The organism is Sphingobium sp. ba1 (assembly GCF_000743655.1).
Classification (GTDB): Bacteria; Pseudomonadota; Alphaproteobacteria; order Sphingomonadales; family Sphingomonadaceae; genus Sphingobium.
The window spans coordinates 410,131-421,404 of record NZ_JPPQ01000069.1 but is presented as its reverse complement, the minus strand read 5'-3'; the positions used below and the strand labels follow the sequence as shown (position 1 = coordinate 421,404).

The 11,274-nt window shown below is 64.7% G+C and carries 11 protein-coding genes and 2 pseudogenes; 9 read left to right on the top strand and 4 right to left on the bottom strand.

All coding sequences use genetic code 11. The annotated features are described in order from the left end of the window. Positions 1-107: pseudogene (locus IL54_RS25815) on the top strand (hypothetical protein); the annotation flags it as partial. 24 nt (positions 108-131) lie between these two features. Here the strand turns inward: IL54_RS25815 and IL54_RS05060 are convergent. Further along, positions 132-800: pseudogene (locus IL54_RS05060) on the bottom strand (SDR family NAD(P)-dependent oxidoreductase); the annotation flags it as partial. Then, the gene (locus IL54_RS05055) at positions 797-2,014 is read right to left on the bottom strand and encodes an MFS transporter (protein WP_037473692.1); all 1,218 of its coding nucleotides are present in this window, start codon (positions 2,012-2,014) and stop codon (positions 797-799) included. The pseudogene IL54_RS05060 and the gene IL54_RS05055, both read right to left, overlap by 4 nt. A 285-nt stretch (positions 2,015-2,299) precedes the next feature. Here IL54_RS05055 and IL54_RS05050 point away from each other — a divergent pair, with 285 nt between their 5' ends. The 5 genes from IL54_RS05050 to IL54_RS05030 all read left to right on the top strand — a co-directional run bounded on the left by IL54_RS05050 (position 2,300) and on the right by IL54_RS05030 (position 6,102). Further along, the gene (locus IL54_RS05050; protein ID WP_037473690.1) at positions 2,300-3,634 is read left to right on the top strand and encodes an MFS transporter; all 1,335 of its coding nucleotides are present in this window, start codon (positions 2,300-2,302) and stop codon (positions 3,632-3,634) included. Positions 3,635-3,649: 15 nt separating this feature from the next. Beyond that, positions 3,650-3,952 (top strand): DUF1330 domain-containing protein, encoded by a 303-nt coding sequence (locus IL54_RS05045; RefSeq protein WP_037473688.1) that lies wholly within the window; start codon positions 3,650-3,652, stop codon positions 3,950-3,952. 51 nt (positions 3,953-4,003) lie between these two features. Continuing rightward, positions 4,004-4,657 (top strand): carboxymuconolactone decarboxylase family protein, encoded by a 654-nt coding sequence (locus IL54_RS05040; RefSeq protein ID WP_037473687.1) that lies wholly within the window; start codon positions 4,004-4,006, stop codon positions 4,655-4,657. A 111-nt stretch (positions 4,658-4,768) separates the two neighbouring features. Next, positions 4,769-4,999, top strand: coding sequence for a biotin/lipoyl-containing protein (locus IL54_RS05035; RefSeq protein WP_037473685.1), 231 nt, complete (start codon positions 4,769-4,771; stop codon positions 4,997-4,999). Beyond that, on the top strand, positions 4,999-6,102 hold the full coding sequence (locus IL54_RS05030; protein WP_037473684.1) for a Gfo/Idh/MocA family protein: 1,104 nt from the start codon (positions 4,999-5,001) through the stop codon (positions 6,100-6,102). The genes IL54_RS05035 and IL54_RS05030 overlap by 1 nt, the downstream gene beginning before the upstream one ends. Before the next feature lie 45 nt (positions 6,103-6,147). On the opposite strand, the gene IL54_RS05025 is transcribed toward IL54_RS05030, so the two are convergent. Continuing rightward, positions 6,148-6,948, bottom strand: a complete 801-nt coding sequence (locus IL54_RS05025; protein WP_037473683.1) for an enoyl-CoA hydratase/isomerase family protein — start codon at positions 6,946-6,948, stop codon at positions 6,148-6,150. A 138-nt stretch (positions 6,949-7,086) separates the two neighbouring features. On the opposite strand from IL54_RS05025, the gene IL54_RS05020 reads away from it, so the two are divergent. Beyond that, a complete protein-coding gene (locus IL54_RS05020; RefSeq protein WP_037473681.1) occupies positions 7,087-8,772 on the top strand; it encodes an FAD-binding protein in 1,686 nt (561 codons plus the stop codon). On the opposite strand, the gene IL54_RS05015 is transcribed toward IL54_RS05020, so the two are convergent. After that, positions 8,763-9,041 carry a hypothetical protein gene (locus IL54_RS05015; RefSeq protein ID WP_037473680.1) on the bottom strand — a complete coding sequence of 93 codons (279 nt, stop codon included), beginning with the start codon at positions 9,039-9,041 and terminating at the stop codon, positions 8,763-8,765. The two genes, IL54_RS05020 and IL54_RS05015, sit on opposite strands and share 10 nt — an antisense overlap. A gap of 216 nt (positions 9,042-9,257) precedes the next feature. Between IL54_RS05015 and IL54_RS05010 the strand changes: the two genes are divergently transcribed. Together IL54_RS05010 and IL54_RS05005 are read left to right on the top strand one after the other, a co-directional pair. Then, positions 9,258-10,253: a thiamine pyrophosphate-dependent dehydrogenase E1 component subunit alpha gene (locus tag IL54_RS05010; protein WP_037473679.1), complete on the top strand. Its 996-nt coding sequence runs from the start codon at positions 9,258-9,260 to the stop codon at positions 10,251-10,253. Continuing rightward, entirely contained in the window at positions 10,250-11,236 is a 987-nt protein-coding gene (locus IL54_RS05005) for an alpha-ketoacid dehydrogenase subunit beta (protein ID WP_037473677.1), read from the top strand. The genes IL54_RS05010 and IL54_RS05005 overlap by 4 nt, the downstream gene beginning before the upstream one ends. Positions 11,237-11,274 lie beyond the last annotated feature (38 nt).

The window sequence follows — 11,274 nt, the reverse complement described above, 5'->3', positions numbered from 1 at the left end:
GCCGCCGCCGAACAGGGCACGGCCTCGCGCTTATGGAAATAGCCGCCGCTCGACCGCCCCGGTTCAGGCGCGCTCGCCAGCCACACCAACGTATCGGCGGCTTGCTCAGGCGTCAGCGCCTGCTCGGCGATCGACTCCATATAGGCACGCATCGGCGCGTCGCAGTGGCTGGCGAAATTGCTCGCCACAACCCCCGGATGCATCGCATGCGCCACGATCCCGCTCCCCGCCAGCCGCCGCGCCAGTTCGCGGATGAACAGGATGTTGGCGAGCTTGGCATGGCAATAGGCGGCTCCCCCCACGAAACCCTCGGCAAAGGTCAGATCGTCCCAACGAATGCCATCGCAATGTTCATGGCCCGTGGACGATACCGCCACCACGCGCACGCTGCCGGGTTCCGATTGCGCGGCGGCCGCTATCAGATGGGGCAGCAATGTCCGCGTCAGCAGAAAGGGCGCGAGGTGATTGGACGCAAAGGTCGCCTCATGCCCCTCCTCGGTGATAACCCGTTCCGCCATCACCCCGCCTGCATTGTTGAGCAGCACGTCGATCGCCGGGGCCAGCGCAGCAATCTCCGCCGCCGCCCGCGCCGTCTCGCCCATTAGCGCCATGTCCGCCCGGATCATGGTGAAATCCGCGCCGGGCAGGGTGGACAACGCGGCTTCCGCCGCGGCGCATCGCCCGGCGTCGCGTCCGACGCCGATCACCCGCCACCCCTGTTGCAGCAACGCACCCGCCGCCGCCCTGCCGATACCCGCACTCGCGCCGGTCACGACCGCTATCTTCTGCCGATTCGTCATGCGCGCGCGACCTCCATCTTGCGGGAACCATGGCCCAGCGTCAGGAACAGCAGCGCCCCGACCAAGGTGACGCAGGCACCGATAACCAGAAACGGCGCATAGCTGCCCCATAGCCCCAGCGTATAGCTGAGCGTCAGCGACCCCAGCGCCGCACCCCCCGCAATCGATGCGCCGACCAGCCCCATCACCAAGCTGAAGACATTGAGGCCAAAGCGCCGTGACACTAGATAGGCGGCCACATCGCCCTCCGCCCCTTGCGCCAGTCCCATCATCGCCACCGACAGCGCCAGCACGATGGTCGCGTCGAAGGGCGATGCCATCAGCATCATGCCGATCGCCGGCATCGACAGGGTCAGCGCGGCAACATGGTGCGGTTGCATCCGGTCGAGCGACAGGCCACAGGCAAAGCGACCGACCATGACGCCCACCGCATAGATGGAAATCAGCCAGGTCGCGGTCTGCGACTGCGCCCCGCTGTCCATCAACATCAATTTCATTTGCGCCGACACCAATCCTTGCGGAAAATTCACCAAAATCATGCCGATGATCAACACCCAGAAGGCGGGATTGCGCACAATCACGCCATAGCCTGCCTTGGATTCGACCGGCACATCCTCGTCCGGGCGGGTGCGGATATGCGGCGGCGTCATGGCCACCGCGATCAGGCCGAACGCCATGGTTATCCCGCCCATCAACAGATAGCCGTTGCGCCATCCCTCGCTTTCGATGAACCGGCCGAGCAACGGTGCGAGGACCGCGCCGACCAGCGGCGGCCCGGTCATGACGATGGAGAAAGCCAGCCCCCGCGCCCTTTCGAACCGTTCCGCCACGATGCGGGTATAGACTGGCGAGGTGGTCAGCGTGCCGACGACGATCTGCAACACCGCAATGGCGAAGAAGGCGCGAATGCTGCCTGGCTGCATTGCAAAGGCGATATAGGCGCTTGGCCCTGCCAGTACGCCCACCGTCGACACCGCCCGCACCCCGAAGCGATCGGTCAGCCGCCCGGTGATCGGCTGCGCGATCAGCATCAACAGCCCCATGCTGCCCAGCAACGCGAATTGCGACCTTGGCCAGCCGAACTCGGCGATCAGCTTGGGCGCGAACAGGCTCATCGTATAGGCGGACAGGCCGATACCAAAGCCCAGTCCCATGGTCGCGGCAAGCAACGGTCGCCAATGCGTCCGAAATTCGCCCCAATAGGCCGATCCCATCCTCGCCTCCTATAGTCTCATGGCCTGCCGCTGTGGAAGCGGAGGCGGGGCCGCCTGGCTGCCATGTCCGCTGGCACGGCGCAAATCGCCCCGGCGCTATCGCGTAACGGGGGTACAGAATGGCATGATCCAGCCCGCCGCCATCGCGCAAGCGATCCTTCGCATCGCGCCATTGCCCGCACGGGCGAACGTGCCGCACATCCCGCATGTCCGACCGCCATCGCGCGGCGAAAGGCGCCGCCCGGAACGAACGGCCCCAGAGCAATGAGAGAGGCAAGCTACTCCATGGCCGACATCGAACTGCGCCCGCCAGCGCCGACGGAGGCCTTGCCGAGCATGGCCTATCGGTCCTGGTTCCTCTTCATCATGGTGCTGGTATCCGCTTCGGTGCAGGGCGAACGCTATCTGATGGTGGTGATGGTCGAACCGATCCGCCGCGAACTCGGCCTTTCGGACGCTGCGATCGGCATGGTCAAGGATATGATCATCGCCATCGTCTACATCCTGGCGATCATTCCGCTGGCGCGCCTCGCCGATCGCTGGTCCAAGCGTAAGATCGTCGCGATCGCCGCCACCGTCTGGAGCGCGGCGATCATCCTGTGCGGCATGGCCAAAAGCTTCTGGGTGCTGCTGATCGGCCGCGCCGGGATCGGCCTTGGCGAAGGCGGCTTCACTCCGCCGTCCCAGGCCTGGATCGCCGACCTCTTTCCCATTCGTCAGCGCGCCACCGCGCTTTCCATCTTCCTGCTCGGCGCGTCGCTCGGCACGTTTCTCGGCCCCGCCGTCGGCGGCTGGGCGGTGCAGGAATATGGCTGGCGCAACACGCTGATCTTCGCCAGCATCCCCGGCTTCATCCTGGCACCCATCGTCTGGTTCACCCTGCGCGACACCCGTGCTGGCCTCGCCGATGGCGCGCCGGTCGAAACGGGCGCGACGCCTTCCTTCCTCAAGACTGCGCGTGAACTGATGGCGATCCGGACATTGCCGCCGCTCATTCTGGCAGCCTCGCTCAATGCGCTGCTGACCATGGGCTTCATCAGCTGGGCACCGGCCTTCATGGAGCGCACGCACGGCATGCCCGCCAATGAAGCCGGGTTGCAGATGGGCGGCGCGCTCTTCTTCGGTTCGGCGATCGGCCATACGGTCGGCGGTCCCCTGGCGGACTTTCTTGGGCGTCGCGACATGCGTTGGTATGTCTGGATGCTGATGATCAGCGGCGCGCTCGCCACCGGCATCGGCTGGATGATCCTTACCGGCTCGGCCGACCGCGTGTTCCCGCTCTATGGCCTCAACATGCTGATCGGCGGCCTGTCCGCCGCGCCGTTGATGGCCGTGGTCGCGGGCCTTGTCCCGTCCCGCTCGCGCGCGACCGCCATTGCCGTGCTGATGGTGTCGATCCAGGTCATTGGCCTTGGCGGCGGCCCTGTGCTGGTTGGCTGGCTGAGCGACATGTTGCGGCCGATCTACGGCGAGGATTCGCTCGGCATGGCGATGCGCTGGGCGCTGCTGGTCGGCATTCCCAGCACCTTCCTCGCCTGGATCGCCAGCCGCTCCTGCCGCACCGATTTCGCGGCCGCGGGCGGCTGGAACGGGGCGGCCATCATCCACGCGCCGCATTGAAACAGGAGACGCACAATGCCCGCTTATATGATCTTCACCCGCGAAGGGCCGATCCACGATCAGGCGGCGATGGATGCCTATAGCGCCATGAACCGTGCCCAGGCGGGGCGCTTCGTCGCCGACTATGGGCTTAGGCCGCTCGCCGTCTACGGCGCGCTCGACACGCTGGAGGGCGAAGCACCCGATGGCATCATCATCCTGCAATTCCCCGACGCCGCCCAGGCCCGCGCCTGGTACGACAGCCCGGAATATCAGGAGGCCAAGGCCTTGCGGCAAAAGGGCGCAACCTATCGTGCCCTGCTGGTCGAGGGACTCTAGCCGATCGCCGCTCCCACCCCGCAGATGCCAAACCCAAGGAGGTATCCAGCCATGACCGACATCAAGCCCCGCATCCTGCCACTACCCCGCGCGGAATGGACGGACGACGCCCGCGAAGTCTTTGCCTATTGGGGCGAGCCCAATGCGTGGGAAGAAGGCTCCAAGACCAATGTCCTGATGGTTATGGCTAACCACCCTGATCTGGGCAAAGTCTATAATATCTGGGGCAAGCATCTGTTGATGTCGAACACGCTCTCGACGCGCCATCTGGAATTGCTCATCCTGCGCGTCGCCTGGAAGGTGAAGTCCGCTTATGAATGGCATAATCATGTCGGCTATGGCCTCAACGCCGGGCTGACGCTGGACGATATCGCCGCGATCCGTGATTATCCCACAGGCGGCGATTGGAACGAAGCCGATGAGGCCGTCCTGCGATCGGTCGATGAACTGATCGCCGACGGCACGATCAGCGATGCGACATGGGCCGTGCTTGGCCGTCATTTCGACAAGAAGCAGCAGATGGATCTGGTCTTTTCGATCGGCCATTATGTCATGACCAGTTGGGCCTTGTCCGCCTTTGGCGTCGGCATCGAAGGGGGTGCGGACCCGATCGGCTTCGACCTCAAGAGCGCATCGGGCAAGATACCCGGCAAGACCTACAAGCCCGGCGAGACCGAGGATTGGACCGACAGCCGCGGCTATTGACGCGGGCACTATCGCGGCAACGATATCGGGGCGGCACGCCCTGTTGCGCATTGCCGCGCGCCTGCCCCAGCGGGCATGACCAGCGCCAGATCTTCACGAAGGACAAGACCCATGGCGACCGACATATTGCTGCCCAAGATCGGCTTTTCGATGACCGAGGCCCAGATCGCCGAATGGCTCGCCGAAGACGGCGCGCAAGTGACCGAAGGCCAGCCGCTCTATCTGCTCGAAGCCGACAAGTCGGCCAATGAAGTGGAATCGCCCGCCAGCGGTACGTTGCGCATCGTCGCCCAGCCCGGCGAAACCTATGAAGTCGGCACCATATTGGGCACGATCGAATAATGACCCTGCGCGTCGGCATCGTCAGCGCCGCTTGGGGCGCCTTCGCCCATCTTCCCGCCTGGCGCGCCATTCCCGGCGTCGAGGTGACGGCCATCTGCACCTCGCGCGAGGAAACGGCGCGCGCTGCGGCCGACCGGCTGGGCCTGCCGCGCGCCTTCTGGAACGCGCAGGAGATGTGCGCCGACCCGGACATCGACATTGTCGATCTCGGCACCCGGCCCTCGGTGCGCCTGCCGATGGTGCTGGCCGCGCTGGCCCATGGCAAACATGTCTATAATGCCAGCCCCCATGCCCCCGACTGGGCAGGCGCCAAAGCGATCGACGCGGCGTGGCGCGCGGGCGGCAGCGTCGGTGTGGTCGATGCTTTCTCCCAATGGCTGCCCGCTCACCGCCAGATGAAGGCGATGCTCGACGATAGCTATGTCGGCACACCGCTCGGCGGCACCTGCCATTTCAACATCTCGCTGTTCAACAGCCCGATCAAGCAATTCCCCTATAATTGGTTCGCGCAAGGCGGGCAGGGGGTGTCGGCCGTCCGCAACAATGGCAGCCATGCGCTCTACATGCTGCGCCATCTGTTCGGCCCGATCGCCGAACTGGTCGCCGACGACAGCCAGATCCTGCGCGAATGGCGTTTCGCGGATGGCGACACCATCACGCCCGACACCACCGATTTCGCCAATGTCATTCTGCGCTTCGAAAGCGGCCTCACCATGCAGATGCAGATCAGCTGGTCCATGGCGCTGCACGATGGCTGGTTGATCGACGTCTTCGGCGACAAGGGCCGGATTGCCGTGTCGTCGCCGACCTTCCCGACCGCGCGCGACTGCACGTTGCGCGCCGGACAATTGGGCGGGGCGATGGCGGAGATCGCGATTCCCGATGCCTTCAAGGCGGCACCCGGCATCACGCTCGACTGGCAGAGCGAGCCCCAGCCAAGCTTCCCCATGGCGCTCTCGATGCAGGCCATGGTCGAAGCGATCGAGGGCCATGGCAACGCCGCCCCGGACTTTGCCGAAGCGCTGGAGGTAGAGCGTCTGCAGGAAGCCATCCGCCTGTCGAGCGAGGCACGATGTTGGGTATGGCTGGCGGACGTGACTTAACCTCTCCGTTCGTTTCGAGCGAAGTCGAGAAACGCCCGCGCCGCCTTATCGTCCGGTAAAGCGCGGCGCGCGCTTCTCCCTGAGCGCGGCAATCCCCTCGCGATGATCGGCGCTCCGCACGCTCAGCGACTCATAGGCGATCCCTGCCTCCATCACCGCGCCCGCAATTCGCTTGAGTTCGATATTGGTCAATATCTTGGTCCAGCGGATCGCATTCGGCGCGCCCGCCAGCAGCTTCGCGCAAAAGCCATCGACCGCCGCGTCCAGTGCCTCCGGCGCAACGCAGTGGTTGATCAGCCCGATCTCCGCCGCTTTTCGCGCGCCCAGCAGTTCACCGGTCAGCAGATATTCCTTGGCCTTGGCGAGGCCAATCCGCTGCGCCCACACGACCGCGCCGCCATCCCCGGCGACTAGGCCAATGCCCACATGCGGATCGCCGATCTTCGCGCCCTCCGCCGCAAAGATCACATCGCACAGCAGCGCGATCGACGCGCCCAGCCCCACCGCATGCCCGTTCATCCGGCAGACGACCGACTTTTCGATGTCCAGCATCGCAAAGACGATCCGCTTGGCCTGCCGCGCCTCATGGTCGAACAGGTGCGGGTTCGCGGCATTATGCGCCATATGGTCGATGTCGCCCCCCGCCGAAAAGGCCCGCCCCGCGCCGGTCAGCAGCACCACGTCGGAATCGGGATCGGTCCCGGCAAAGGTCAGCGCATCGGGCAATTCGTCATGCAGCACGCGATTGACCGCGTTCATCGCGTCGGGCCGGTTGAGCGTCACCACCAGCAACCGCCCGCGTCGCTCCAGCAGGATCGTCTCATAGGCGGGCAGCATCTGGGTCATCGCTCGGTCTCCTCGACGCTCCCCATATCACGCGCCGCGCCGCCGCCAACGTCGCCCCGGCGATAAGCGCAGGGCTGGCGTGGCGGCCGGCCGCATAACCGATATAGCCTGCGCCATAAGCAGAGGAGAGCGCATAGCATGACCGGATTTGACGAAATGGTCGACTGGCTCGTCGTCGGCAGCGGCGCAGGGTCGATGGCTTCGGCGCTGGTCATGCGCGACACCGGAAAATCGGTCGTCATCCTCGAAAAGACCGCCTTCGTCGGCGGCACGACGGCCAAGTCGGGCGGCGTGATGTGGATTCCAGCCAACCGTTTCATGCTGGCCGATGGCGAAAGCGACAGCGCCGAGGCAGCCATGGCCTATCTCGACGCCACGCAGGACGAGCATCCCGCCCCCGGCACCTCGTCCGCAAAGCGGCGCGCCTATGTCACGCAAGCGCCGCGCGCGATCGATTTCCTGGTCGACAAGGGCGTCGCCCTGCAACGCGGCGCGACCTTCTGGCCCGATTATTATGACGAACTGCCCGGCGGCTGCAAAACCTCACGCACGGTCGTCGCCAAGCCCTTCGACCGCAAGGAATTGGGGCCATGGCGCGACAAGCTGCGCAAGGGTTTCGCCGAATTCAACGTCACTTTGGTCGAAGGAATGGAGGCGCAGGGCCATCGCCGTACCAACAAGGCGTCGGGCAAAATGCTGCTGCGCATCATCGGCCGGACATTGCGGGACAAGCTGCTAGGACGCCAATATACCACCGCCGGCGCAGCGCTGCAGGGCCGCATGCTCAAGGCTGCCCTGGCGGCCGGCGTGGACATAAGGCTGAACGCACCCGCCCGCCAGATCATCATCGCCGATGACGCCGCGACAGGCGTCGAAACGGTGCGGGACGGCAAGCCCTGGCGGATCGGCGCGCGCTTGGGCGTCCTCATCAATGCGGGCGGCTTCTCGCAAAATCAGGCTATGCGCGATCGCTATATCCCCGGCACCAGCGTCCAATGGTCGCAGACGCCCGAAGGGGACACCGGCGACATGCACCAGGAACTGGAGCGGATCGGCGGTCATTTGGCGCAGATGGACCAGTTGGTCGGCTATCAGATGACGCCTGCGCCCGGTTGGGATCAAACCTATGTCGCACCAGGCGCGCAATCGATGACCGGCAAGCCCCACGCCATATTGGTGGACCAGAGAGGCCAGCGCTACATGAACGAGGGCGGCAGCTACGAACTTTATTGCGAAACCATGCGCAAGCGGAACGCGCTGGTCCCCGCCATCCCCAGTTGGGCGATCGTCGACCGCAACTATGTCGAATTATACGCCATCGCGGGTAAGTTCATCGACAAGAAAATCCCCGATGGCTGGATCGAAAGCGGCTATCTCCACACCGCCGACACGATCGCTGACCTTGCCACCAGCATCAAGGTCGATCCCGCTACATTGACCGCCACCGTCGCCCGCTGGAACGGCTTTGTCGCCAAGGGCGTGGACGAGGATTTTCAGCGCGGTGCCCGCGCCTATGATAATTGCGGCTTCGTCGGCGATCCCTTTTCCGACCAAAGCGCCCTCGGCGCGATCGACAAGGGGCCGTTTTACGCTGTCCCCGTGGTGCCCGGCGATGTCAGCACCTATGGCGGCGTCGTCACCGATGCGCGTGGCCGCGTGGTCAATGCCGACGGCCAGGTGATCGCCGGGCTCTATGCCACCGGCACCACCACGGCATCGGTCATGGGCAATGTCTATGTCGGCGCGGGGGCCAGCATCGGTCCTTCCCTGGTGTTCGGCTATATCGCCGCCCGCCACGCCGTAGGGCTCGATAATCAGCCCTGATCGGTAAAGCGCGCCGGTCGGGACAGAAGATAGGGCAGGGCAGGCGAAGAAATACGCGATTCGCCGCCATCGGCATGGATCAGCGACACCCGCCCCACGCCTGGTGAGGATACCACTGCCACCACGCTGTCCACCCATTGGTGCAGCATCGCGCGCGCATGGTCCAATTCCTCCCCTTGCGTCGTCGCTGCGCCCTCGGCCTCCAGTTCGGCCTCCAATTGCAGCACCCGGTCCGTCCGCTCGCTGATGTCGCGTGTGTCCTTGGTCATAAAATCCTTCCTTTCCCGTCGAGCATGAACGCCCCCGCGCGCCGCGCAAAGGGCAGCGTGCGCATATCGGCGGGGCGAATTGGCGGTGTGTTTCAGGGCATCAACGCCGCCTTCCGGGCCTTGATCCCCGCCCGCATCGACATATCGCCCCGGCGAGTTGACCCTCGCCCCGCAACGGCCAATGCAGGGGCATCCCATTGGCCATCTGAGGACTTTATGGCAGAGCTGAGCAACGCCCCGGCGCCGACCCCGGACCAGCTGGTAGACATCTACCGGCGCATGATCCGCATCGAACGCAATGATGACGCCATCCGCAAGACCATCCGGCTTGGGCGGCTCGTCATGCCCTATTATTCCGCGCGCGGGCAGGAAGTCATCCCCGCCACGCTCTCATCGCTGATGACGGACGATGACAAGATCTGCACCATCTATCGCGGCATCCACGACATGGTGGCCAAGGACATGCCGCTGCGCCCGCTCTGGGCCGAAATCGCCGGACGTGTCGATGGCACCTGCAAGGGGAAGGGCGGGCCGATGCACCTTACCCACCCCGAAAGCGGCGTCATGGTCACGACCGGCATCGTCGGCTCCTCCATGCCGATCGCCAATGGCCTCGCCTGGGCGGCAAAGCTGGATGGGTCGCGGCGCGTGACCATCGCCTATTTCGGTGACGGCGCTTCCAACATCGGCGCTTTCCATGAATCGCTCAACCTCGCCTCGGTCTGGAAGCTGCCGGTGATCTTCGTGTGCCAGAATAACGGCTTCGCCGAACATACACGCTATGAGAACGGCACCTCGGTCGACTTCATCGCCAAGCGCGCGATCGGCTATGGAATGCCGGGCTATACGGTTGACGGCAACGACCCGCTCGCCATGTTCGCCGCCGCCCATGATGCCATCACCCGCGCGCGCGATGGCGAAGGTCCGACCCTGCTGGAATGCAAGACGTTCCGCTTCCACGGCCATGTGCTGGGCGACGACGATAAATATATGACCAAGGAAGAAAAGGCTGCCGCGATCGAAAAAGACCCGCTGCCCGCCTTCAAGGCCTGGCTGATCGAACAGGGCCATGCGACCGAAGAGACGCTGGCCACAATGCAGGCGACGATCGAAGCCGAGATCGAAGACGCACAGGAATTCGGCCTCGCCAGTCCCTTGCCCTCGGTGGACGAATTGCGTCGCGATGTCTTTGCGCAGGAGATCCCGGCATGAGCGCCAAGAAGATGAACAGCCTCCAGGCCGTGAATGCAGCCCTGCACCAGGCCATGACCGAAGATGACAAGGTTATCGTACTGGGCGAGGATATCGCCGACCGCGAAGGTGGCGGCGTCACCGGCGCGACCGCAGGCCTGTCGACCAAATTCGGCGACGATCGCGTCAAATCCACGCCCATTTCCGAACAGGCCATCATCGGTGCGGCCATCGGCGCGGCGCTGGCGGGCTACAAGCCCGTCGCCGAAATCATGCTGATGAACTTCACCGCCGTCGCCATGGACATGATCTTCAACCATGCCGCCAAGCTGCGCTTCATGTCGGGTGGGCAAAGCACGGTGCCGATCACCATCCGCACGCTGACGGGTGCCGGCTGGCAGACGGCGGGCCAACATGCCGATCATCTCGAAGGCTGGTTCGCGCATACGGCGGGGATCAAGGTGGTCGCGCCGTCCAACCCGGTCGACTATGCAGGATTGCTCCTGTCCTGCATCCAAGACCCGGCCCCCTGCATCTTCATCGAATCGGCCGGATCGCTGTTCATCCCTGCCGAAGTGCCCGATGTGATAGTGCCCGTTCCGCTCGGCAAGGCGCGGATCGTGCAGGAAGGGACCGACGTCACCATCGTCTCCTGGTCCTCGCAGGTCATCCGCTGCCAGCAGGCGCTCGCCCCCTTGGCAGAGGCGGGCATTTCGGTCGAACTGATCGACCTGCGCACCGTATCGCCCTGGGACAAGGAAGCCGTGCTGGCCTCCGTCGCCAAGACGGGTCGCGCGGTGATCGCCCATGAAGCGGTACGCCATTTCGGCCCCGGCGGCGAAATCGCCTCGACCATTGCCGAAGAATTGTTCGGTCAGCTCAAAGCCCCGGTCCGCCGCCTTGGCGCGCCCTATTCGCCGGTGCCCTTCGCCAAGGTGCTGGAAGACGCCTATATCGTCTCGCCCGATCGGGTGGTCGAAACGGTGAAGGCCTTGATGGCCTGACCCAAACAGGGGGCCGATCCACAAAGGACCGGCCCCCA

Excerpts from the sequence above, each read along its gene's own strand:
- IL54_RS05030 (WP_037473684.1), top strand. The coding sequence starts at position 4,999 with ATGACCCTGCGCGTCGGCATCGTCAGCGCCGCTTGGGGCGCCTTCGCC.
- IL54_RS05050 (WP_037473690.1), top strand. The coding sequence starts at position 2,300 with ATGGCCGACATCGAACTGCGCCCGCCAGCGCCGACGGAGGCCTTGCCG.
- IL54_RS05040 (WP_037473687.1), top strand. The coding sequence starts at position 4,004 with ATGACCGACATCAAGCCCCGCATCCTGCCACTACCCCGCGCGGAATGG.
- IL54_RS05005 (WP_037473677.1), top strand. The coding sequence starts at position 10,250 with ATGAGCGCCAAGAAGATGAACAGCCTCCAGGCCGTGAATGCAGCCCTG.
- IL54_RS05010 (WP_037473679.1), top strand. The coding sequence starts at position 9,258 with ATGGCAGAGCTGAGCAACGCCCCGGCGCCGACCCCGGACCAGCTGGTA.
- IL54_RS05020 (WP_037473681.1), top strand. The coding sequence starts at position 7,087 with ATGACCGGATTTGACGAAATGGTCGACTGGCTCGTCGTCGGCAGCGGC.
- IL54_RS05015 (WP_037473680.1), bottom strand. The coding sequence starts at position 9,041 with ATGACCAAGGACACACGCGACATCAGCGAGCGGACGGACCGGGTGCTG.
- IL54_RS05035 (WP_037473685.1), top strand. The coding sequence starts at position 4,769 with ATGGCGACCGACATATTGCTGCCCAAGATCGGCTTTTCGATGACCGAG.
- IL54_RS05045 (WP_037473688.1), top strand. The coding sequence starts at position 3,650 with ATGCCCGCTTATATGATCTTCACCCGCGAAGGGCCGATCCACGATCAG.
- IL54_RS05025 (WP_037473683.1), bottom strand. The coding sequence starts at position 6,948 with ATGACCCAGATGCTGCCCGCCTATGAGACGATCCTGCTGGAGCGACGC.
- IL54_RS05055 (WP_037473692.1), bottom strand. The coding sequence starts at position 2,014 with ATGGGATCGGCCTATTGGGGCGAATTTCGGACGCATTGGCGACCGTTG.